Source organism: Streptomyces sp. NPDC039609, assembly GCF_055596705.1.
The window spans coordinates 426506-449248 of record NZ_JBVIUJ010000004.1 but is presented as its reverse complement, the minus strand read 5'-3'; the positions used below and the strand labels follow the sequence as shown (position 1 = coordinate 449248).

General features: G+C 68.8%; 15 protein-coding genes and 1 pseudogene. 3 read left to right on the top strand and 13 right to left on the bottom strand.

Annotation, left to right across the window (positions count from 1 at the left end):
* Nucleotides 1-777: 777 nt before the first annotated feature.
* The 10 genes and pseudogenes from ACZ561_RS14230 to ACZ561_RS14185 form a co-directional block, all read right to left on the bottom strand.
* Nucleotides 778-1011: pseudogene (locus ACZ561_RS14230) on the bottom strand (tyrosine-type recombinase/integrase); the annotation flags it as partial.
* Nucleotides 1012-1045: 34 nt separating this feature from the next.
* Complete coding sequence (locus ACZ561_RS14225; RefSeq protein ID WP_470993915.1) at nt 1046-1498, bottom strand: CBS domain-containing protein; 453 nt, start codon at nt 1496-1498, stop codon at nt 1046-1048.
* Nucleotides 1485-2732, bottom strand: a complete 1248-nt coding sequence (locus ACZ561_RS14220; RefSeq protein ID WP_470993912.1) for a cation:proton antiporter — start codon at nt 2730-2732, stop codon at nt 1485-1487. The genes ACZ561_RS14225 and ACZ561_RS14220 overlap by 14 nt, the downstream gene beginning before the upstream one ends.
* A gap of 336 nt (nt 2733-3068) precedes the next feature.
* Nucleotides 3069-3653: a hypothetical protein gene (locus ACZ561_RS14215; RefSeq protein ID WP_470993910.1), complete on the bottom strand. Its 585-nt coding sequence runs from the start codon at nt 3651-3653 to the stop codon at nt 3069-3071.
* Nucleotides 3654-3655: 2 nt separating this feature from the next.
* Nucleotides 3656-5896 (bottom strand): DUF6571 family protein, encoded by a 2241-nt coding sequence (locus ACZ561_RS14210; RefSeq protein ID WP_470993907.1) that lies wholly within the window; start codon nt 5894-5896, stop codon nt 3656-3658.
* A gap of 12 nt (nt 5897-5908) precedes the next feature.
* Nucleotides 5909-6364, bottom strand: coding sequence for a hypothetical protein (locus ACZ561_RS14205; RefSeq protein WP_470993905.1), 456 nt, complete (start codon nt 6362-6364; stop codon nt 5909-5911).
* Nucleotides 6365-6644: 280 nt separating this feature from the next.
* Nucleotides 6645-7301 (bottom strand): response regulator, encoded by a 657-nt coding sequence (locus ACZ561_RS14200; RefSeq protein ID WP_470993902.1) that lies wholly within the window; start codon nt 7299-7301, stop codon nt 6645-6647.
* Complete coding sequence (locus ACZ561_RS14195) at nt 7298-8254, bottom strand: sensor histidine kinase (RefSeq protein WP_470993899.1); 957 nt, start codon at nt 8252-8254, stop codon at nt 7298-7300. Before ACZ561_RS14195 ends, ACZ561_RS14200 begins: the two co-directional genes overlap by 4 nt.
* Nucleotides 8255-8706: 452 nt before the next feature.
* Nucleotides 8707-9993: a Na+/H+ antiporter NhaA gene (nhaA, locus tag ACZ561_RS14190; RefSeq protein ID WP_470993896.1), complete on the bottom strand. Its 1287-nt coding sequence runs from the start codon at nt 9991-9993 to the stop codon at nt 8707-8709.
* A 231-nt stretch (nt 9994-10224) separates the two neighbouring features.
* Entirely contained in the window at nt 10225-11763 is a 1539-nt protein-coding gene (locus tag ACZ561_RS14185) for an alanine/glycine:cation symporter family protein (protein ID WP_470993893.1), read from the bottom strand.
* A gap of 524 nt (nt 11764-12287) precedes the next feature.
* Here ACZ561_RS14185 and ACZ561_RS14180 point away from each other — a divergent pair.
* Entirely contained in the window at nt 12288-13529 is a 1242-nt protein-coding gene (locus ACZ561_RS14180; protein ID WP_470993890.1) for an NAD(P)/FAD-dependent oxidoreductase, read from the top strand.
* Here ACZ561_RS14180 and ACZ561_RS14175 read toward each other — a convergent pair.
* From ACZ561_RS14175 to ACZ561_RS14165, 3 genes are all read right to left on the bottom strand, one after another.
* Nucleotides 13526-18361, bottom strand: a complete 4836-nt coding sequence (locus ACZ561_RS14175; protein ID WP_470993887.1) for a DNA repair ATPase — start codon at nt 18359-18361, stop codon at nt 13526-13528. The two genes, ACZ561_RS14180 and ACZ561_RS14175, sit on opposite strands and share 4 nt — an antisense overlap.
* Before the next feature lie 99 nt (nt 18362-18460).
* On the bottom strand, nt 18461-20464 hold the full coding sequence (locus tag ACZ561_RS14170) for a flotillin family protein (RefSeq protein ID WP_470993884.1): 2004 nt from the start codon (nt 20462-20464) through the stop codon (nt 18461-18463).
* Nucleotides 20465-20561: 97 nt separating this feature from the next.
* Nucleotides 20562-21035 (bottom strand): hypothetical protein, encoded by a 474-nt coding sequence (locus ACZ561_RS14165; RefSeq protein WP_470993881.1) that lies wholly within the window; start codon nt 21033-21035, stop codon nt 20562-20564.
* Nucleotides 21036-21260: 225 nt separating this feature from the next.
* Between ACZ561_RS14165 and ACZ561_RS14160 the strand changes: the two genes are divergently transcribed.
* Nucleotides 21261-22322, top strand: a complete 1062-nt coding sequence (locus ACZ561_RS14160; RefSeq protein ID WP_470993879.1) for a PucR family transcriptional regulator — start codon at nt 21261-21263, stop codon at nt 22320-22322.
* Between the two features lie 76 nt (nt 22323-22398).
* A complete protein-coding gene (locus tag ACZ561_RS14155; RefSeq protein WP_470993875.1) occupies nt 22399-22704 on the top strand; it encodes a DUF3040 domain-containing protein in 306 nt (101 codons plus the stop codon).
* Nucleotides 22705-22743: the final 39 nt, after the last annotated feature.

Sequence of the window (22743 nt, the reverse complement as noted above, 5' to 3'; positions counted from 1 at the left end):
GCCTGGCGTAGCCCCGTGCTGCTGGTGCTCGCTTGGCTAACGTGCTGACGATGCATGGCCTGGCGCCCGGACCGGTACCCAGAAGGCGCACGCAGGCGCCGCCGGTGCACGGAGCCGGCGACGGCCCAAGAGGCCGCACATCAGACAGCCGAGGACTGCGCGCACATCGCGGGAGGATCTGGTCACGCCGAGCCTGCAGATTCGACCTTTGCAGCGAGCGGGATCGGCGCGCTCCCTACACGCCTTCGGCGCTGGCCGCCGCGCTGGATGGCGGGCGTCCGGCCCCCGAACTGCCTGCCGTCGCCGCAGTATCGGCTGAGAGTCGGCGGGCGCCGCCGACCTGGCCGAGCTGCAACTCCTGCGGATATAGGGCGGCCTTCACGGCACCTCCTTCCCCCCGCCCCGGTCGGGGGCTGGTGCCGTGCTCAGGTCCACCCTCTCTCCGCGCTGATGCATGCCCGCTGTGGCGTGGAAGTTCTTCATCCGGTTGGTTGCCGGCTCCGCGATCCAAGCCCTGGCGACTCTTCTCTCGTGGCCTTGGGTTGAGGCGTGCTCCGTGAAGACTTGTCGGTCCGCCCCTCGTTTGTGTGCCAGCTCGCCGCCGCCACAGGCCATCGGTCGGGGGCCCACTTCCGTGCCGACCAAGATCCGAGCCATACGCGGACCCAGCCGCCCCTACAGCTTGGCCGAATCATGGCCGTTTACGCTGGTCAGCTGCTACGCGAGGCGTGCACGACCAGCACTCCAAGAACCTGCTGCTCCTCAGAGGTCGAGGAATCAGGCTGCTTCCCAGAGGCCCGCGTCCAGGATCCGGGCGGCCTTGGTGATGCTTCCCGGCATCAGGTGCCAGTAGGTTCGATACGTCTCCTCGATGGACTTGTGCCCCATCCATTCGGCGACGTCGGTGATGGGTATGCCGCTCCCGAGCGCGTTCGAGGCGAAGTAGTGCCGGAAGCTGTACATTCCGACGCCGTTCTCCGCGGGGAGGTCTTTGAAGAGCTTCTGCACACGACACGTGCTCCTTTGTGGTCGGGGGCCGAGGCGGTCAGCGGAAATGAGTGAGCGGCCTGGCCGCCGTGACGGTCCCCAGCAAGTGCGGGCGCTCGTCGCCGTCGTACTCGACGACCGCGACGACGGGGCTGCCGGTCCGGGCCATGACGGCGGACATCTGCAGCGGCGAGGCATGGGGGCTGACGAGCGCGAGGGCGGGCCGGTGTCTGGGCAGCACGTCGGCGACCGTCAACGTCGCCATGCTCACGCGGACTTCGTGATCGAGGCGGTCGGCCACGACGCTGGCCCTCAGATGGTCGTCGCGCACCGCGTCGGGGAGGGTTCCGGCCAGGATGTGATGGCCCTCCAGGATCGCGAAGGGGTGCCCCTCCCCGGTCACCACCACGACCCCGTTCGCGCCCTCGTAGGCCAGCAGCTCGACGGCCCGGAGGACCGGCTCGTCGGCGGACAGGGAGGCGCACCGCCTGGCGAGGTCACGTGCGCGCATGGGCGCCCGCCTCCGCGTCGGCGGCCTCCGAGTGAGCCTGCGTCCGCTCTCCGCCGGCCTCGACGAGGTCGTCGACGTGGAAGAGACGGGCGATCGGGACGTCCGTGCTGCTGTGCGCGATGATCGAGAAGGCGATGCAGACGGCGATCAGCGTGTACGCCTCCTGCCCCTGCGGGATGCCGGCCTGGAGGACCAGCAGGCCGTAGACGACCGACGCGAAGCCCTTCGGCCCGAACCAGGCAGCGACCAGTTTCTCCCTGCGGTCGATCCGCGTCCCCCACAGCGACAGCAACAGGGAGCCCGGCCGGACCAGCACGATCGCGAGGACCACCGCCACGTACCCGCCGAAGGAGAGGTCTCCGAACAGCTGCGGGGTCAGCAGCGCGCCGAACACCAGCAGGGCCGCGAACTTGGCCAGCTCCGCGAGCGACTCCCCCAGGGACTCGAACGCCTTGTGGGACGCGGGCGAGACGGCGGCGAGGACCGCGCCCGCGGAGAAGGCGGCGAGGTAGGGATTGGCGTGGGTGAGGTGGCAGGCCGCGTAGAGGATGACGCCTGTGGCCAACGGCAGCAGCGGCTGGAGCTTCGGCTCGGCGCCGAGGAACCTTACCCGGGCGAGCAGGGTGACGAGCAGCGGCAGAGCCACGCCGAAGGCGAGACCCAGTCCCAGCTCCAGGCCGATCTTCCCGAAGGACGCCTCGGCGTGGGGCGAGGTCGGGCCGGCGGCGGCGATGAGGATCAGGACCACCGGGAGGGCGAGCCCGTCGTTGATGCCGCTTTCCACGTTGAGGAGTTCACGCAGCCTGGCGGGAACTTCCTTGCGGCCCACGATCGCCGAGGCGAACACCGGGTCCGTCGGCGCGAGGACGGCTCCGACGAGGAAGGACGTCGTCCAGTCCAAGCCCACCAGGTAGTGGGTGATCAGCGCCATCCCCACGCAGGCAAGCGGCATCCCCAACCCCAACGCCCGTACCGGGTTTCGCCAGTTGGCGCGCAGCTTGGCGAACGAGACGTGCATGCCGTCCGTGAACAGCACGGCGAACAGGGCGAGATCGGCGGTGACCGACACGATCTCACTCTCGGGCGTGATGTTGATCAGCCCGAGGAACCCGTCGCTGACCAGCGCACCGCCGACCAGGAAGAGCAGAGAAGTGGACAGCACGGTCCGGGCAGCGAGCCCGGAGAGCAGGACGGCAATGAGCAGCGCTGCTCCGAAGACGGCGACAAGCACCATGGCGGAAGTCCTCCTGTCGGCAGGTGAGAACAGAGACGTCTCCCCTGTTCGCCGACCAGACTTCCCGGCACACCGCTACCGACCTTATACGTTCCTTACGCATCATTGACAGGCCCTTGACACGCAACCTGGAGAGGGTGAACTTGCCGGTGCATGGCAATGTTGCTGCGAGTCGCCGCATCCACCTTGGAATCGAGTTCGTCCATGTACGCAGCCGTGCCGACGTCGACCGAGCGATCAATCGCGTCAACGACGATGGGACGGAAGCGACTCGCAGCCCGCCGCCGCGTGGAGCGGCGGCGGGCGGCCTGTCCCGGGGCGGCAGCCGGGCGACGGTCAGGCGGCGCAGTCGTACTTCTTGGCGAGCCTGGTGGCGGCTTCCCGCACCACGGCCGCATTGTTGCGGATCGCGGTGTCCCGGTCGACGAGCTCCTTCTCCTCCTCTTCCCCCTTCTTCGAGGGTCCCATGAGCGTCACCGCGATGTACGGCGCCGTCGAGCCCATGCGGGCGGCGCAGCCGGCGGGCAGCGTGGCCTCGGCCTTGTCAGGGAGCGCCCAGCCGGTGAAGCCGGGGCCGAGGGGGACGGAGTCCTTGGGGTTGTAGCGAGGGTCGTTCCGGTTGTCCTCGATGATCAGGGTGTAGACCCCTCGGGGGTAGTCGCTGTCCGCGTTCGCGCGCAGCACCTGACACCCCTTGAACACCGCGTAATCGGTGCTCTTGCCCTTTCTCTCCCACTCCTCCGCGCTGACCTCGCCCCCCTTCCCGTCGTCGATCAGTTCCGCCGTCTGCCGGCTGAGCGCCCCATGACACAGCGTCTGCGGCAGCGGCGGCTTCTCGTCTTCAGGCCAGAAGCTCGCCGTCACGACGGCCATCCCGGCGGCGCCGAGCACGATGGTCAGCGGCAGCCACTTCTTGTCCATGTCTACGGCTGGCCCATCCTCTTCTGGGCATCCTCGATGCCTTGCTGGTACCAGTTCTCGGCAGTCGTCTGGAGACCGTCCTCGTACTCGCCCGGGGTCGCGTCCAGCTCCTCCTTCGTGAGGCCCTTCTCCATCGCCATCTTGCGCATCATGGCGTCCATCTGCTTCTCGCCGTTCTCGAAGTGCTTGACCATGTCCCTACGAGTCTCCTCGTCGACCTTGGCGTTGAGCTCGTTCATGTACCCGGCCGTGCCGGCGTCGACCGTGCGCTGGAGCGCGTCGCCGACGATGGGGATGGCCGTCAGGGGTGCGCCGATGGCGTGGTAGTTCATCCTCTGGTTCCAGGCGTTGGTGTCCTTCTCCGCCTGGCCGAGGTCGTAGATGACGTCACCGCGCACGCCGTCGAAGTGACCGAGCACCGACGCGGACTGCTTGATCCAGGCGCGAAGCTCGGGGTCCTCCTTACGGAAGGATTCCGGTGGGAATCCGCTCAGCCCCTCGGCGATCACCACGCTCTGCGAGTGGTGCATGACACCGAACGCCTTGGGGTCCTCGGCGACGCCGCGCATGAGGCGGGTGAGGTCACCCCGCTCGATCGTGAGGTTGTTGAAGTCGGTCGGCCCGTCCATCTTCTTGCCGAGGATCTGGTGCACGTCAGAGGCGTAGTCGCCGATCATGTTGCCCATGCTCGTGCGCATGGCCAGAGGCACGGAGCTCTGCGTCCCGTAGGTCTGCTCGCCGGTGTACTCCTTGGCGACCCGCTCGAAGATCGCGGCCTGCGCGCCGTCGTGGTACGCGGGGACGCCGTGCAGCGGCTTGTCCGGCTCGCGGCCGGTGGCCGCAGCCTCCAGGGCGGCGCCGAACTCGGTGCGGGCCGAGGTGCGCTGCGTCTCCTCGGGCATCTTGAACTCGACGTCGCCGCCCGGCCACTTGCGGTCGTCCAGGAAGTACTTGAGGTTGTCGGTGGTGTTCGGGTCGAAGTAGTGAGTGGCAGCCGACGGGTTGCGGCTCATGGCGTTCATCAGACCCTTCATCGGGTCCTCCTGGGTGCCCGCCCAGTGCTTCAGGTGGCCGTCGTAGGCGTCGTCGTTGCCCGTCTCCCACTCGCGGATGGTGTCGCCGACCTCGTGCAGGAACGCCTCGCTGTAGACCGGGTCGCCCTTGTCCTTGTCGTACGGGGAGCTGTTCTTGTCGTTCGGGTCGTATGCCTTGTCGCCGGCGTCGGCGGCCATCAGATCGGTGAGGTCCTTCAGGCTCGCAGCGCCACCCCCGATGTATCCGGGGTGACGGTTGGAGAGGCCGTTGCCGTCGCGGGCCGTGGTGATGAGCTTGTCGGTCCAGGCCGAGGTGACACCTCCTGGCGAGCCGATCGAGGAGTCGGGGCCGGTGGCGGTGGCGAGGGAGCCGGACAGGGCCTTGTAGAGGCGGGCGTCGGTGGCGGAGAGCTGACCGTCGCGGCCGCCCGTCTCCAGGCTTCCGGCGAGCAGGAGTACGGCCTCCTGCTGGTCGCGGCCCCGGTAGCTGAGGTTCGTCATCAGCTGCTCGGCGAAGGCCGGAGAGTTCTTGCCGCCCTCGGCCAGCTGGAGCAGCCGCTCGCGCTCCTTGTCGTCGAGGTGCTCCCAGCGGGCGTAGAGCTTGGCGGCCTCGCGGCCGTTCTCGGCCTGCTGCTTCTCCTCCGCGCGCATCTTCTTGGCGTCGGCGACGCCGCCGAGGTCGGTGCTGCCGAAGTCGTTGGGGTGGTTCTTGATCAGGGCGCGCAGGCCCCAGGCACACAGCTCGTCCGCTTCGGCGGCCCGCTTGAGGATGCCCTCGAGCTTCTCACGCAGGGCCTCGAACTGGGCCTCGGTGGCGACGGGCTCGGTGCTGTCCTTGGACCGGCGGTCGGGGTGGACGCGATGGCTGAGCACCCCGTTGGGGTAGATGGTGATCCCCGGAGGCGGGTTCTCGTAGGCGGCCTTGAGGTCACTCTGGGCGGTCTTGAGCAGGGTGTCGGCGTCCTTGAGGAGGTCGCGTACGGATTCGGCCTCGGTGACGGCGTCGGTGAACTCCTTGGCCGTCTTGGTGACGAACTCCTTGGTGACGCTGGCGTTCTCGCCCTTCCAGGTGGACTTGTCGGCCTTGGTCTTCATGGCTTTGGCGTCGGTCTGGAGTGCCGTCAGCTTGGTGATCATCTCGGTCCACTCGGTGACCGCGGTGTCGAGCGGACCGAACTTCACATTGAGGAGCTGCTCGAAGGTGGGCATGGTGGCGGCTCCTTACCGGAAGTACTTGTTGATCTGCGAGGCGGACACGGCGCCGTCCTGCCCGGGAACCGGGGCGTAGTGGCGCAGTTGAGCCTGGATCCAGTTGTCGTCCTCCTCGCGGGACTTCTTGGTGTGATTCAGGTGGTTGGAGATGTGGGCGCAAGCTTGGAGGAGGGTCTTCACCTGCCTCTCCCAGGTCTGGTTCACCTCGGTGAGCGCGGCACCGCAATCGAAGCCGTCGCCCTTCAGACTGGTACCGGCGGTCTCGCTCGCCGAGCCCGCGTGCTTGCCTCCGGGCTCCAGGCCGTTGAACAGGCCGTAGGCGGCGTGGCCTATGTCGCCGAGTTCGTCGTCCTCCACCACATAGTCGGCGGAGCCTGGCTTCGGCGTCGAACCACCTGTGCTGTCGGCCTTGTTCAAGCGCATGGACGCTGTCTTCGCCGCGCCCCATTCGTCGTCGAACGACATCTTCGACACCCCCGTGTCTACGTGATCCCAAGGCGGTCCCATGCCGAGCTGCCCGCGTGATCGACGACCCCCACCGGAGACGATCGATCATACGCACGGGCTCTTGAGGCGTGGATCTTGTCGCCTCCCTGCATACCCGATGAGCCCCGCCAATGGCGATCCCAGAGCCGAAAGATGGGTGCCAGCATGTATGAGTCTGTCCGGCGCAGGCCACCGCCATGACGCCGATGACGGCCGCTTGTGGGTGCCACGGACTGGACTGTCGTGGGGATCGTCGAGACTACGGTTCGATCAGGCCGGTCCTTATGGCATAACGGGTGAGCTCGACGCGGTCGCGCAGCCCGAGCTTCTGCAGCAGATTCGCCCGATGACGCTCGACGGTCTTCGCGCTGATGACCAGCATGTCGCCGATCTCCTTCGAGCTGTGGCCCTCGGCGACGAGCTTGAGGATCTCCTCCTCACGATCGGTGATCGCCTTCTCCGGAAGCGACTTGCCCCGCTCCGCACGATCGAGATACTTGCGGATCAGCGTGCTCTCGACGCCGGGGTAGAGGAACGGCTCGCCCCGCATCGCGGCGCGGCAGGCCGCCACCAGATCCCGGTCCGCGACCGACTTCATTACGTAGCCGCTGGCGCCGACCCTCAGAGCCTCGAAGAAGTACTGATCATTGTCGTACATCGTCAGCATCAGGATGCGCAGGCCCGGTTGGGACCGCGAAAGCTCACGGGCAGCCTGCAACCCCGTCATCCGTGGCATGGCGATGTCCAGGATCGCCAGATCGATGGGCACCTTCTGGGCCATCGAGAGGGCCTCGGCACCGTCGCCGGCCTCCGCGACGACACGCATCTCGGGTTCGGAGTCGAGGATCAGCCGTACGCCACGACGCACCAGAGCGTGATCGTCGGCGAGCAGGATGCGTCGGGGGTGCGCGGTCACCGCTCGGCCTGCGCCGTGACGGGCACCCGCAAGCGCACCGTGGTGCCCCCCTCCGGGTTGGCCCCGAGGGAGAACAGCGCCCCGATCAGAAGAGCCCGTTCGCGCATGCCACGGATGCCGGATCCCTCCGAGGCGCCGCGGCAGCCAAGACCGTTGTCACGGATCACGAGGTCCACCGCTGCCCAGGCCCGGTGCCTCAGTTCGAGGTCGACACGGTCTGCGTCCGAGTGACGCGCCGCGTTGGACAAGGCTTCCTGCGCCACCCGGTAGACGGCCAGCTCGACTTCCTCCGTCAGTGCCGGCAGCCCATGGTCGAGATGGTGGTCGACCATGATTCCGGCAGTCGTGAAATCGGTGGCCAAGGCCCGGAGTGCGCTCGTCAGTCCGAGGTCTTCCAACACCCCGGGCCTCAGGCGGCGGGCGATGAGCCGGAGCTCGTCCAGGCTCTCCCTGGTCGCCTCCTGTGCTCCGTGAATATCGTCGCGTAGCTCCTCGGGCGCCCGATCCGCCAGCCACTTCAACTGGAGCAGGACGGCCGCCAGGGCTTGACCCACCTCGTCGTGGAGTTCCCGCGCGATACGCCGCCGCTCGGCCTCCTGGGCCGCAGCCACCCGGGCGTTGCTCGCAGCTCGCTCGCTCTGCAGCCGGTCGAGCATCGCGTTGAAGGCATGCACCAGCTCCGCCATTTCTTGCGGACCGGTGGCCTCCGTCCGCATGCCGGGCGTCACGAGATCCGCCTGCGCCATGGCACGAGACAACCGCTTGAGCGGGTGCAGCGTATACCGGAAGAGAAGAGCGTTGGCCACGAGCATCGCCAGAACCCCGACGATCACCACCATGGCTTCGTTGAGCAGCACCGGAGAGGAGACCGTGACCCATGGGCTGAGAAGGAGAAGCGTGGCCACGACCAAGAGGAAGGCATTCATCGCGAAGATCCGCCAGAACAACGACACCGCAGACCTCCGCCTCGCTCACCGGTACCCGTACCGCCGCTGACCAGCATCGCGACGGAGATCAAGGGCGATCCTTGATGATCGCCCCAAGGATTCCATACCTGCTGACACCCAGCTTCGACCACATCGTTCGCCGAAGGGCCACCCCTGTTTGAAGCCGACGGCCGCCAGGGTGGACATGCCCGCTCACGTTCTCTTGCTGGAGATGGCTGCCACGAGAAGACCCGCGAGAAGCGCCCAGGGCAAGGACACCGGACCAGAGACCGACCAGCCGATGCCCCCGAACATCAAGCTCGCTGTCGCACCGGCGGCCAGAGCGCGCCCATCCTGGAGGAAGACCCAATCACGACGGACGCTGCCTGGTGTCCTCAGCTCGCGGACAGCCGAACGGATGACCAGGAGCGCCAGCACGATCGCCGTGCCGAGCAACGCCGACACGGCCCCGTCCCCCATCAACGGGTCCCGGACTGGTAGATGTCGGGGATGCCGTCCGCGTCTTCGTCGCGCTCCTCGTCTTCCCACAGACGCTTGTAGACGCGGTTGCGGCGCCGCAGCAGTACGGCGGCGAGGACGGCGGCCGTGAGGGAGCCGATCAGGACGGCGGCCTTGATGTGCTCGGCCTCGGCACCGTTCGGGAAGGCCAGTTCGCCGATGAGGAGGGCGACGGTGAAGCCGATGCCGGCCAGGGTGGCGAGTCCGAAGACGTCGGCCCAGGCGAGGTCGGGATTGAGTTGGGCACGCGTGAAGCGGGCGGCCAGGTAGGTGCCGAGGAAGATGCCGAGGATCTTGCCCGCGACCAGACCGAGGAATACCCCGAGCGGCTCCGGGTCGGTGAAGACGTGGCCGAGCGCGGCGCCCGAGATGCCGACGCCGGCGGCGAAGAGGGCGAAGAGGGGAACGGCCACGCCGGCGGAGAAGGGGTGGACGAGGTGGGAGACCCGGGCGCCCGGGGAGGCGTCCTCGCCCTTGTCGCGGGTGGTGCGCAGGATGAGACCCATGGCGACGCCGGCGACGGTGGCGTGAACGCCGGAGTTGTACATCAGGGCCCAGACGGCGACGCCGAGCGGGACGTACCACCACCAGCCGCGCACGCGGAGGCGCTGGAGTGCGTAGAAGAGGACGATTCCGGCGAACGCTCCGCCCAGGGCCCAGAAGTTGAGGTCGGAGGTGAAGAAGATCGCGATGATGAGGATGGCGCCGAGGTCGTCGACGACCGCAAGGGTGAGGAGGAACGCCCTTAGAGCGGAGGGTAGATGAGTGCTTATCACCGCGAGGACGGCGAGGGCGAAGGCGATGTCGGTGGCCATCGGGACGGCCCAGCCGTCCAGGCTTCCGCCACCCGAGGCGGCGACGAGGGTGTAGACGGCCGCCGGAACCGCCATGCCGCACAGGGCGGCGATCACGGGCAGGGCCGCCGTGGCAGGCGTGCGCAGTTCACCGACGACGAGCTCGCGCTTCAGCTCGATGCCCGCGACCAGGAAGAAGATCGCGAGAAGGCCGTCGGCGGTCCAGTGGGCGACCGACAGGTCCAGGCCCAGGGCGGGGATGCCGAAGTGGAAGTCGCGTACGGACTCGTACGCCGCACTCCACGGGCTGTTCGCCCAGACGAGCGCGACGACGGCTGCCGCAAGGAGAACCAGACCGCCGACCGTCTCCGTCCGCAGGGCCTCGGCCACCGCCTGGCGCTCGGGCCAGGGCAGCAGACCGAAGATCACTTTGCGGGGACGTGACTGCGTCATGGGGTGGGCCTCCGGGGGATGTCGACAAACGGGCACACGGGCCCTCGGACGCCGACCAGACTTCCCGGCACACCAGCGTCATCCCTTGACGCGTTGTTTACACCCTATCGGGCGCGCGGGAGCCTCACCAGGCGTCTCTCACCTGCTGGAACAAAGGGTGAAGGGCCCTGTCCCCACCAAGGCGCGAGGTGGGGACAGAGCCCTTCGGGAGCCGGTCCGCCGGGGGGGCGGTCAGACGGTGGTCTTCACCGGCTCCGGGTCGGCGTCCTCGTCCGTCTCGAGGCCGGCGTCGCGGCGCTTGACGAAGGCGAGGAAGGAGTTCAACTCCCGCTTGACGACCGGGGCGAGGAGGTACAGGCCGATGATGTTGATGACGGCGAGCATGAACAGCACCGCGTCGGCCATGTCGATCAGCGTCTGCAGCGTCAGCAGCGAACCGGCCACCGCGAACAGGGTGTAGAAGATCTTGAAGGTCACCTCGCTGGCCTTGCTACGGCCGAAGAGGTGCGTCCACGCCTTCATGCAGTAGTAGCCCCAGGTCAGCACCGTGGAGATCGCGAACAGCATGACCGCGATGGTCAGGATGTACGGGAACCAGGGCAGGACGGTGCCGAAGGCGTCCGAGGTGATGGTCACGCCGCCGATGGAGTCACCGCCCTGACGGACCTCGACGTAGCTGGCCGGGTTGGCGATGACGATGGTCAGCGCGGTCATGGTGCAGATGACGACCGTGTCGATGAACGGCTCAAGGAGCGCGACCAGGCCCTCGCTCGCGGGGTGCTTGGTCTTCACGGCCGAATGGGCGATCGGGGCGGAGCCGAGACCGGCCTCGTTGGAGAACGCGGCCCGCTTGAAGCCGATGATCAGCGCACCGAGCACACCGCCGGCGACGCCCTGCGGGTTGAAGGCGCCCTCGATGATCGTGGAGATCGCGGCGGGAACGGCGGTGACGTGGACGGCGATGACGACGAGGCAGGCGGCGATGTAGATGCCGGCCATCGCGGGCACGAGCTTGCTGGTGACGGAGGCGATCGAACGGATGCCGCCGAGGAGCACGATGCCGACCAGGGCCGCGGTCAGGATGCCGAAGAACAGGGCGCCGGCCGAGGAGCCCATGAGGCCGTTCTCGCCGCCGGTGACGGAGACGAGCTGGGCGTAGGACTGGTTGACCTGGAAGAGGTTGCCACCGAACAGGCCGAAGAACAGCACGAAGAACGAGGCCAGGACGGCGAGGACCTTGCCGAGGGTCTTGCCGTTCTTGCCGAAGCGCTCGGCCAGGCCCTTGGGCAGGTAGTGCATCGGGCCGCCGGAGACGGTTCCGTCGGCGTGCACCTCGCGGTACTTCACACCGAGGGTGACCTCGACGAACCTCGTCGCCATGCCCAGCAGGCCACAGAGGATCATCCAGAACGTGGCGCCCGGGCCGCCGATGGAGACGGCGACGGCGACACCGGCGATGTTGCCGAGGCCCACGGTGCCGGAGACGGCGGCGGTCAGGGCCTGGAAGTGGTTGACCTCACCGGCCGACCCCTTCTCGTCGTACTTGCCCCGCACCACGTTCACGGCGAGCTTGAACTTGCGCAGCTGGACGAGACCGAACCAGCCGGTGAAGACCAGACCGGCGACGACGAGCCAGGCCACGATCAGCGGCAGCTGCGTACCCCCGACGGGCACGGAGTAGAAGACGATCTCGCCCAGCCAGGTGGCTATGGGCTCGAAGAAGCCGCTGACAGCCTTGTCGACGGACTGGGTGAGGGAATCGAGCGACACGGTGGGAAACCTCGATGGCGCAGGACTGGCGCGCGGGAGGCTGCGCCAGTGGATGTGCGGGCTTTGAGCGAACGCCGTTGTCCGATCGGCGACCGGAGGGTCGACGTACGCGGACTCGGAACGTGATCACCTTGGTCGTACTGCCGGTGCGTGCCGGCACTCCGCGGGAGCGGCGAGGGATGGCGCCACCTGCGAAGTTGCGCATTCCCACCACGACATCCACCCCAGGCAGCGTGACGGACATCACATCACGTACGGCGATCTCCGAAAGTCCCAGCAAGCGTGTCGTGACCGTTATCCGGACACGATGTCCGTTCATGGTGCACTTATCTCCGCAGGTCAGGAGCTTGAGTACATGACACCCCTGTTCACGAGGAATGGTCGCAGGCGGTCGTCCACGGCTCGGCGGGAACGGGGCGCGAGCCTGGTCTAGCGTGGAAGTGACGCACCGCAGGAACGACAGACACCCCGTCTGCCCGCAAACGGTTCCATCGAGCGGTGTGCTCGATCGGCAGGTGAGGTCCATGACCAGCACGGCCGGCGCGTCCGGTGCAGGAACCCAGGACTACGACGTGATCGTCGTCGGCGCTCGGTGTGCGGGGGCGCCGACCGCCATGCTGCTGGCCCGCCTCGGCCACCGGGTTCTCCTCGTCGACCGGGCGACGTTCCCGAGCGACACGATCTCCACCCATCTGATCCATCCGCCCGGACTGGCCGCGCTCGAACGCTGGGGACTGCTGGACCGGGTCGTCGGCACGGGCTGCCCCGCCATCGACCTCTACGAGTTCGACCTGGGCCCCTTCGTCATCGCCGGGTCTCCTGCCGGGGAGGGCTTCGATGTGTCCTACGCCCCGCGCCGCACGGTCCTGGACAAGATCCTGGTCGACTCCGCCGCGGAGTCGGGCGCCGAAGTCCGAGAGGGATTCACCGTCGAGGAGATCCTGTTCGACGGCGGAACGGTCACCGGAATAAAGGGGCACGGCAAGGACGGCACGACCTCCACCGACCACGCCCGGATCGTCGTCGGCGCCGACGGACTCCACTCGACCGTCGCGAAGGCAACGGCCGCCACGGCCTACGCGGAGAAGCCGAAGATCAACGCGTACTACTACACCTACTGGGCCGGTCTGCCGATGTACGGGAAATTCGAGGCGTTCGACCGCGAAGACCGCGCCTTCGCCGCATGGCCCACCAACGACGATATGACGATGGTCATCGCCGCTTGGCCCATGCGCGACTTCGAGGCCAACCGCGGCGACATCGAAGGCAACTACCACGCCACACTGGCCCGCGCGCCGGCCTTCGCCGAACGGGTCTCCAAGGCCACCCAGGCCGAGAGGTTCGTCGGCATGGCCATCCCCAACTACTTCCGCACACCATACGGACCCGGCTGGATCCTCGTCGGAGACGCCGGATACCTGAAGGACCCCATCACCGCCCAGGGCATCCAGGACGCCTTCCGTGACGCGGAACGGTGCGCCGGAGCACTCGACGACGTACTCACCGGCCGTCGGCCCCTTGTCGAGGCAATGCGGTCCTGCCAGGAGACAAGAGACTCCGAAGTCATGAGCATGTACGAGTTCACGGCCGAGTTCGCGACGCTGGAACCACCACCCCCCGAGATGCAGGAACTGCTCCTCGCCGTGTCCCAGAGCCGCTCGGCACAGGACGAGTTCGCCCGCGTGACGGCCGGCGTGACGCGGCCGGAGGAGTTCTTCGGACACATGCAGCAACGCATGGAGCAGCAGGCACCTCACGCCGCCTAGCCGGAAGCTTCCGCCGGTCCTGCCGCGTGCCTCCCTACCGGACGGGCGAGCAGATGGCGCGGGTCCGTCGCCCGGGTGATCGCCGTTTCGACGGCAGTGATGCGGTCGGCGAGCAGGCCGAGGGCGGCGACCGCCCGGCTCAGCAGGTCCTCGTCGGCGCCGCCGAGTGCCTGGGTGCGTGCGTAGGCAGTGGTGACCTCCGACCAGCGGGCGGCCTGAGAAGTGGTGAGGGTGCCCCGCAGCTCGGCGAGCTTGAGGAGGTTGGCCTCGGCCTCGGTGGTGAGGGTCTGAGCCTCGGCGGTGTAGTGGTCGTCGATGACGGCGGCGAGTTCGGCGTCGTTCATGGCGGGTGAGATGCGGGCCGCGATCTTGTTCATGTTGCGGTACGAGCCCTGGAGCCGGAAGGGCGGCTCGGTACGGGCGTCGTCGGACTGGGCGGCGGAGGCGATGTAGGCCGCGTTGACAGCGAGGACGGTCTCGCGGGCGGTCAGCAGGTGGCGCAGGGCGGCGAGGATCCGCTCGAGTTCGGCGGGGGCGTAGGGGTGGGTGAGCCGGTCACGTCGTGCGGTCGGGTCGTCCGTCGCCAGCCGGGTCAGGAGTTCCAGGTCTGCGCGGTCGCGCCCGGCCAGCGGGGCGAGGACGGGGTGGGAGGTGAGGGCGTTCTCGACGAAGCTCAGCGCGAAGGCGTCCTCCTTGCCGGTCAGCACGTCACCGAGGTTCCACACATCGGCTCGGTTGGCGAGCATGTCCGGCACCCGGAAGCGCTGCCCGGACTCGGTGTACGGGTTTCCGGCCATGCAGACGGCGAAGCGCTTGCCGCGCAGGTCGTGGCCGTTCAGGGTGCGGGTGGCGTCGCAGAGGGGGATGAACCTCTGCAGGAACTCCGGTGCGGTGTGCTGGATGTCGTCCACGTACAGCAGGACGTTGTTGCCCGCCGCAAGGGCGAAGGCGATCTTCTCCAGTTCCCGGCGGGCGGCGGCATCGGGTGCTTCGGCAGGGTCGAGGGAGGTCGTGTCCTGTCCGAGGGCGGGACCGTCGACCTTGACGAGGAGAAGCCCGAGACGGTCGGCGACGTATTCGATCAGGGTCGTCTTGCCGTAGCCGGGCGGCGAGAGGAGCAGGAGCAGGCCGTGGGAGTCGGTGCGCTTGGCGTCACCCGCCGCGCCGAGCTGCTTGGCGAGGTTGTCGCCGATCAGGGGCAGGTAGACCTCGTCGACGAGCCGGTTGCGGACGAAGGACGACATGACGCGGGGCCGGTACTCGTCCACGCGCAGCTGGGCGCGCTCGGCCGCGACGAGCTCCGTCCGGTGCTGCTGGTAGGCGCGGAAGGCGGGCACGTCCCGGTCGGCGAAGGCCCGCGTCCTGGCGAGGTACTCGTCAAGACGCAGTTCCAGCGCCCGTGCCTCCACACGGGGGTGGGTGCCGAGGAGTCCGGTGACGGTCGCCGTGGTTGCGGCGTCCACCTCGTAGCGGTCGAGCCCAGGAGTGAGCTCCATGGCGACAGCCTCGGCCAGTACGCCCTCGTCGAGCGGCTCTCCGGAGGCCGACGCGTAGGAGGTGAGCCATGCCTCGACGAGCTGCCGACGCGCGCCCGGCTCCGTGAGAGCTGCGAGGGTCTCGTCGTACGCGGAGGTGCCGACGGCACGGCGGAACTTGTCCAGCAGCGTGTGCGCCTCGTGGGCGACGGCGAAGCCCTGCCGACCGGACAGTTCCGCGATCAGGTACTCGGCGGCGGTCTCGTCGCCGATCTCCTCGGCCAGTTCCGACCGGAGTCCGTCCACGGCCGATGACGAACCGAAGAGATCACGGGCCTGTGTCAGTGAGACCGCACGCCGGCTCCACTGGTCGCGGGCCTCGGCGGTGGCGGAGTGGGCCCAGAAGGTCTGAGCCGTTGCGCGCGCCTTCGCCGGGTACCTGAGGAGTCCGGCGCTCTCGTGGAGCTTGAGTACCGCCTCCAGGATCGCCGCCGCGTCGTGGTCGTGGACGCCACGCTCGTAGCCCTCGTCGTAGGCGGACTCGGCCGCCCGCCGCGCGAGCGCGCCGAGATCCGCGCCTGCCAGGTTGTCCGCGCCGTGCTCGGCGAGCAGGCGTGCGGCCAGATACTCGGAGCGGTAGATCTCCGGCGACTCGGACGGCAGCGTCCGGCCCCAGGACGGGCGGGTCGCGGCGAACTCCGGGTCGGTGACGGGTGCGCGGTAGTCAGTGCCGGTCAGTGCGATGACGAGGGTGTTCTCGTGCGGTACGAGCGTCAGCTCCGGAGCCTGCCGATTGACGGCGAAGCGGTGCCGGCCGAGCCGGATGGTGTCGCCGCCGTCGGAGAAGAGGTCGGTACGGTCCCGCAGCGCCCGCCCGGCCTCCTGACGGGCGGCTCCGAGACGGCCGTCCAATTCCTCCGCCCGTACCTGGTCGCCGAGTTCCCGCAGTTCTCCCGCGATGCGCCGCACCTTGGCGACCATCGGGTCCGAGACGAAGTACGTGTGCACCTCGTCGAGGTCGCCCAGGGTGGAGGCGCGTCGGGTGATCGCATCCAGTACGCGTCCCGCCGACTCCGCCAGACGCTCCGCGCGGCGGTCGCGGGTGTCCTGGAGGGACTGCTTGCGGGCGGTGAAGGCGTCGTAGATCTCGGTCCGCTTCTCGGCTACGGCGGCCAGGAAGCCGTCGTGCTCGGCGAAGCGGAACTCCAGGTTCTCCAGCTGGAGCAGGAGGCGGCCGAGCTGGTCGTCGCAGCACTCCGGGGTGTCCGACGCCGCCAGAGCACCGGTGACGGCCTGGCCGAGCAGGGCGAGCTCGGCGGCGAACTCCGCCCGGCCCTCGTGGGCGAGGAGTTCGGCACGCCGGGAGGCGAGGACGGCCCGGGCGCGGTTGAGCGAGCCGAGAATGTCGGCGATCCGTTCCAGGATGGAGGTGCGTACGGTCGCGTCGCCGATGTCGAGGCCGGCGACGATCTCGCTGAGCGTCCGCAGGCCGAGGGTGTGCTCGTCGAGCCGGTCGCCGACGGGGCCTGCCTCGGCGACGGTGGTCAGCTCCCCGGCCTCCGTGGCGAGCCGTTCGGCGTCCGCCTGGTGGACGGTGAAGGCGTCCTCGCGCTGGAGGAACGCGACGGCCCGCTGCGCGGCCGAGGCGATGTCGGCCTCCACGTCCCCGGCGAGGGTGTCGATCCTCTCCGTGTCGGCGTACCGCATCTCCTTCAGGGTCACCAGGTGCCCCTGCGCCTGGCGGAGTTCGGTGATCCGTGAGATCCATTCCTCGGCCGTGACGGGTGCCTCGCCCCGGACACGCCGGACCAGCCGGGTGATCCGCTGGGCGGACTCGGCCAGCGCGTCGGTCGCCTGCCGGGTGAGTGTGGTCACGGTCTCGAACTCGTCGAGGACCTGCGCGGCTGTGTCCCGCAGCTCGGCCAGCGGACCGTGCAGGTCGCCCGTCTCCGAGTCGCCCAACCAGTGGTGGACGTCGGCCGCCCGCGAGCATGCGGCGACCAGCGACTCGTACACCGCGCCGGCAGGCGTCAGCTCGACGGCCTGCCGGGCGATGGCTAGGCAGTCGGAGATGCCCCGGACGAGGTCCGCGTTGCCGATCCGGGCCAGCGGCCCGGTCCCGGCTTCAGCAACGTGGGTGTCGGCCACGTACGCGGTCTGCCAGATCTGCACCGGGTGCACGCGACCGGGCGCCCCGTCCTCCGCGCGCAGGACGACCATCGTCCCGTCGTCGAGGAGCGCGTAGCCGCCGCAGGAGACGGGCGTGGCGATCTCCTTGCGGATCAGGTTGTACGGGAGGAGCAGGCTGCGGCCGGCCTCCTGGGCGTGGAAGACGAAGAGGATGTCCTCGCCGTTGGGGGAACGGATCGCCCGCTCGAACGTCTGCTCCGCCGAGTCCACGTCGAAGGTCTTCACCGTGCCGGAGGCGAGGCAGTAGCCGCCGGGGAACACGATGCCCTCGTTCTCGGGCAGCCGCAGACACGCCTGACCGATGCCGTCGAGTCGGACCACAGTCCCGGTCAGGGTGTTGAAGACGAGGTGGCGTCGGGTCTCCTCCTTGTACGGGCGGACTCGCACCACGATCAGAGCGCCCACCGTCGCGTACGCGACCTCCGCGTCGGCCAGGGACTGGAGGGGCTCGTCGACCGGCTCGCTGTGGATACCCTCGCCGTTCTCGGAGTCGTTCTCCGTCTTCACCGTCAACGCCCCGCCGACCGTGGACACGAAGAGGCGGCCGTCGAGCGAGATGTGCGGGTGCCGACCCAGCACGTGATCGTCGCGAGTCGTCTCCACCCAGTCGACGTCGTGGGAGGGAGGGAAGACCTGGTCGCGCTCCCCCTGGGCATCAAGGAAGCTCATCTCGCCGAACGGTCCGACGGACCAGCGCAGGACACGGAGGTCGTCGGCCTGCTCCCCGGTCCGGAACACGGCGAGGAGACGTCCCTCCAGGCGGCGCAGCCGCAGCAGACGGGCGCCCCGGAAGTAGCGGTGCAGGGCGGTGAACTCCCGGACGAAGTCCGGGTCGTCGAGGAGGCCGGGCACCGCGCCCTCGGGCAGCGGGTTCAGCTCGCGGTCGTAGAGCGTGAAGACGTCGGCGACCAGGGTCTCGGTACGCCCCGCGAAGGGTGTGTGGCGGCCGAAGAGCAGGACGTCGTCGCCGACGCCCACGAGGTCCCGAGGCAGGCCGCTGCTCTCGGTACGTATGCGGTCGGTGCCCGTGAGGGTCAGCTCGCCCGAACCGAATTCCGTGATCCGCGCCTGGTTGAGGGCCTCGGCACGCCGGGCCAGCTCGCCTGCCTGCGCGACAAGACGGTCGCGCAGCACCGCGTACGTGTCCTGGTCGATTCCCGCGCTCATCCCGTTCCGCTCCTTGTACCGTGATGGGTACGGGTCCGGTGCCGGTAACTCCCCCGTTTGCCGGCACCGGACCCGCCTTGACCGCTCCCCCGTGGGCGGTCAGCTCTTGACGGCGCCGTTCAGCGCCTCGGTGCCGGCCGGGGCCGCCACGTCCAGGACCCCGGACTTCATGACCTTCGCCAGCAGCGCGGACACGCTGAGGTTCTGCACGTCGGCGGTGGACAGCGACCCAAGCACCTTGGTCAGGTCCTCGGTGAAGGATCCGTCTCCGTTCAGCCAGGGACCGGCGAGCGCCTGCGCGGTCTGCGAGTGCTCCATGAAGCCGTCGACGGACTTGCCGAGCGCGATCGACTGGACCAGCCGGTCGAGGAAGACGGACTCGCCGCCGACGATGTTGATGTCGGCGTTCTCCAGGCCGGTCGCGAGGACCGTGGCCTGCGCCTCGGCCACCTGCCGCTGCACTTCGAGCCCGGCCAGACGGATGTCCTTCTCCGCCTCCAGCCGCAGCCGGTACTCCTCGTGGGTACGCGACGCCTCGTCGAGCGCGGCCATCGCGGCCGCCTTCTCGGTAAGGCCGGCCGCCTCCGCCTTCAGCTTCTCGCCGATCGCGGTCGCCTCCGCCAGGGCCTTCTCCCGGGTGCCGACGGCTTCGGCACGCAGGCGCGCCTCGGTCGCCTCTGCCTCGGCACGGCCGGCCTTCTCGATCGCGTCGGCCTCCTTCTCCCGTACCTGCACGGCCGCCAGGCCCTCTGCCGCCGCCTCGGCCTGGATCCCCTCGGCGAGGCGGATCTTGGCGCGGGCATCCATGTCGGCGGCCTTGTTCCGGGCCTCGGCGAGCGTGAGCTCCTCGGCGGCGCGGTGGACGGCGGCCTGCTCGGCGGCCTCGGCCGCCTTGATGTCCTTGACCAGCTTCTCCTGCGCCTCGGCCTCGGCGGCGATGATGATCGCCTGGCGCTCGCGCTCGGCCTCCTCCACCGCGCGCAGGCGCTTGATGGACTCCTCCTGCTCGGCGACCGTACGGTCCACGGCGACCCGCTCGCGGATGACCTCGGCGATGTCCCGGCGCTCGGCCTCGACCTCCTTCTCGGCGGAGATGCGGGTGAGCTCGGTCTCCCGGTCGCGGGCGATGACTTCGAGCAGGCGGTCCTTCTCGATCCGCTCGTTCTCGACGGCGATGACCCGCTCGCGGTTCTTCTGCGCGACCGCCACCTCACGGGCCTGGTTCTCGCGCTGAATGCCGAGCTGCTCCTCGGTCTTGAGGAAAGCGCTCTGCGCCCGCAGCCGCTCCTCCTCCACGACCCTCGCGGTCTCGGCCTCCTCCCGGGCCCGTACGGTGTCGATCTCGCGCTTCTGCTTGATCTCGGCGTCCGCCTGGCGCCGCTCCAGCTCCAGGATGGCCTCGCGGGCGTCGACGTTCTGCCGGGTGATCTCCTTCTGCTCGTGCTGGCGGAACTCGTTGGTACGGACGTTCTCGACAGCTGTCAGCTCGGTGATCTTCCGGATGCCCTGGGCATCAAGGATGTTGCCGGGGTCGAGCTGGGAGAGCGGGGTCTGCTCCAGGTAGTCGATGGCCGCGTCTTCCAGGCTGTAGCCGTTGAGGTCGATGCCGATGATCTCGATGATCCGGAAGCGCAGCTCCTCGCGCTTGGTGTACAGGTCGGTGAAGTCGAGCTGCTTGCCGACGGTCTTCAGCGCCTCGGAGAACTTGGCGTTGAACAGCTCCTGCAGCGTCTCCTTGTCGCTGGCCCGCGCCGTGCCGATGGCCTGGGCGACCTTGATGACGTCCTCGACGGTCTTGTTGACCCGGACGAAGAACGAGATGCGGATGTCGGCGCGGATGTTGTCGCGGCAGATCAGCCCGTCCCTGCCGGTACGGCTGATCTCGATCGTCTTCACCGAGATGTCCATGAGTTCGGCCTTGTGCAGCACGGGCAGGACCACCTGGCCGGTGAAGGTCACGTCGACCTTCCGCATCTTGGAGACGATCAGGGCCTTGCCCTGCTCCACTTTCCGGAACAGCCGGGTGACGGCGAAGAGAAGAGTGACGGCGATGAGCAGGACAACGGCGACGGACACGCCGATGCCCGGGGTGATGGCATCCATGAGAAACCCCGTGTCGATGGAAGAAATGGGGAGCCGCAGGCTCAAGCAGCGGCATGACGTGGGCGGGCGCCCTACCGGCGGCGCGCGCCGGGACGAGCTATCGGCCTCGTCGTACCGGCACAGCAGCAGGGCACTGCCCAGACGCAGTGGATCGGTCCCGTTCGGGCGGGCCTGACAGACCCAGGACGCCCTGCCGCGACAGCCCGCGTTCGTCGGGGAACAGCTTCGACAGCGGCCGTACGAGCCGCCGCGTCACCAGCCAGGCGAGGAGCGGGGCCACCAGTAGCAGGGCGGTGGAGAGCAGGTGCGAGAGGAGACCGGGCATGCCGGCACGCGCCAGGAGCACCGAACCGCCCACGCTCAGAAGCCACCCCACCACGATGGACAGGGTCGCGGCCACGGAGAACGGCACTCCGTCGAGACGCAGGGCTTCGGCGTCCACGTCGGAGTCGAAGACGTCGCGCTCCGCCACACCGCACAGGACCAACAGCCAGAAGCCCGCGACGACGATCAGCGCGGCGGTGAACAGCATCGTCGGGAAGCCGATGGCGGCGTCCAGGACTTCCCCCATCGTTCCCCCTTGATGTCTCGAAGTATCCGGGTCCAGGCATCGACTCGATGCCGTGGCCTCTCGCGAGACCATCCTGACGTAGAAGGCACCACACCGGCATTGCCGTGAACCGGCAGTCTTTGACGTCTTCTTGATGCCAGAGACGACCCCAAAGCGCAACGTGCCACTCTTGGTCGGCACGCGTCAGGAACTCGTCAAAGGCGCGGCAGGAATCCGGGAGGGGCCGTGACGGAGCGAGAGACCGCCGAGCAGTATCTGGAGGGGTATGCAGAGATCCTGTCGAGTGTGTGCGCGACCCGCCGCAGGCTCACCCGCGACGAGCTGGAGGCGCTGCGGTTGCGCGGGGAGCAGGCCGCGGAGGCCGGCATCGGGCTGCGGGGCCTCATCCGGGCTCATCTCTCCGCCGCGGAGCGTCTCCACCCCCAGCTGCCCCATGCGGCATCCGCCCATCTCCTGAGCGCCGTCGGGCAGGCTGTGGACGCCTTCGCCGAGGGACACGAGCGGGCGCAACATCTGGCGATGCGCCAGGAGGAGGCAGCTCGGCGCGAGTTCATCGACGACCTCCTCTACGGCCGCAGCGACCTCGGCAGGCTCGCCGAACGCGCGGAACGTTTCGGACTGCTCCTCTCCCACGCCCACGCGGTGGCCGTGGCGCAGGGCCCGGAGCCGTACGACGACGGCTACGCGGTCACCCGTGCCGTCGAGTCCTCGCTCGTCGCCCGCTTCGGCAACCGCCGCATCCTGCTCACCACCAAGGACGGGCGTCTCATCTGCGTCGCGCCGGCCGACGAACCCGAGGTACTGGCCCACTTCGCCAAGCAGGCGTACGCCGCCACCGACGGCGGCCAGGTCGCCATCGGGCGGTCCCACCCGGGTGCCGGCGGGGTCGTCCACTCATACGAGGAAGCCCTCAACGCCCTCGACCTCGCCGCCCGCATGGACCTGAACGACCCGGTACTGCACGCCGCCGACCTGCTCGTCTACCCCGTCCTCACCCGCGACCGGCAGGCCATGGCCGACCTCGTTCGCAGCGTCCTCGGCCCGCTCCAGCAGTCCCGCGGCGGCGCCCTGCCACTCCTGGACACCCTCACCGCGTACTTCGACACCGGCTGCGTCACCACACAGGCGGCCCGCCGCCTGAACCTCAGCGTCCGGGCCATGACCTACCGTCTCGACCGCATCGAACGCCTGACGGGTTCCGACCCCGGCGATCCCGTCCAGCGCTACACCCTTCAGACCGCCGTCATCGGAGCACGCCTCCTCGGGTGGCCCGACCAGGAACTATGACCGCTCGACGCGTCGAGGCTGCGCCGGACGGGCACACTGACGGTAGGACTTCCCGCAGCGGCAGGTGGAGGGGGTCATGATGAGTCACCCTGCAGATGACGAGCGCATCCTTGCCGACATGGAGCGGGGGCTCACACACGACGACCCCGCACTCAGCGCGACGCTGGAGACGCTGAACCAGCAGTTTCCCGAGCAGCCTGAGCGATCCGTGAAGGCCCGCCTTTCGCGGCGCGATCCCCGACTCGTGACCGCGGTCGTCCTGGCCGTCATCGCCCTCCTGGGGCTCATCCTCACGGCCGCCCTGAACTCACAGCCTGGGCCTCCCGACGGGGAGGTTCCCCGGCCGGCGGCGCACTCCGCCGTGCTGAGCACGTATCGTTGACAGGATTCGGCGGCGCTTCGGCCGCGAAGGACGGGCCAA

Bases quoted from the DNA above. Each gene is read 5' to 3' on its own strand.
- ACZ561_RS14205 (WP_470993905.1), bottom strand. From the start codon at position 6,364: ATGTCGTTCGACGACGAATGGGGCGCGGCGAAGACAGCGTCCATGCGC.
- ACZ561_RS14175 (WP_470993887.1), bottom strand. From the start codon at position 18,361: ATGAGCGCGGGAATCGACCAGGACACGTACGCGGTGCTGCGCGACCGT.
- ACZ561_RS14170 (WP_470993884.1), bottom strand. From the start codon at position 20,464: ATGGATGCCATCACCCCGGGCATCGGCGTGTCCGTCGCCGTTGTCCTG.
- ACZ561_RS14165 (WP_470993881.1), bottom strand. From the start codon at position 21,035: ATGGGGGAAGTCCTGGACGCCGCCATCGGCTTCCCGACGATGCTGTTC.
- ACZ561_RS14220 (WP_470993912.1), bottom strand. From the start codon at position 2,732: ATGGTGCTTGTCGCCGTCTTCGGAGCAGCGCTGCTCATTGCCGTCCTG.
- ACZ561_RS14210 (WP_470993907.1), bottom strand. From the start codon at position 5,896: ATGCCCACCTTCGAGCAGCTCCTCAATGTGAAGTTCGGTCCGCTCGAC.
- ACZ561_RS14215 (WP_470993910.1), bottom strand. From the start codon at position 3,653: ATGGACAAGAAGTGGCTGCCGCTGACCATCGTGCTCGGCGCCGCCGGG.
- ACZ561_RS14180 (WP_470993890.1), top strand. From the start codon at position 12,288: ATGACCAGCACGGCCGGCGCGTCCGGTGCAGGAACCCAGGACTACGAC.
- ACZ561_RS14225 (WP_470993915.1), bottom strand. From the start codon at position 1,498: ATGCGCGCACGTGACCTCGCCAGGCGGTGCGCCTCCCTGTCCGCCGAC.
- nhaA (WP_470993896.1), bottom strand. From the start codon at position 9,993: ATGACGCAGTCACGTCCCCGCAAAGTGATCTTCGGTCTGCTGCCCTGG.
- ACZ561_RS14155 (WP_470993875.1), top strand. From the start codon at position 22,399: ATGATGAGTCACCCTGCAGATGACGAGCGCATCCTTGCCGACATGGAG.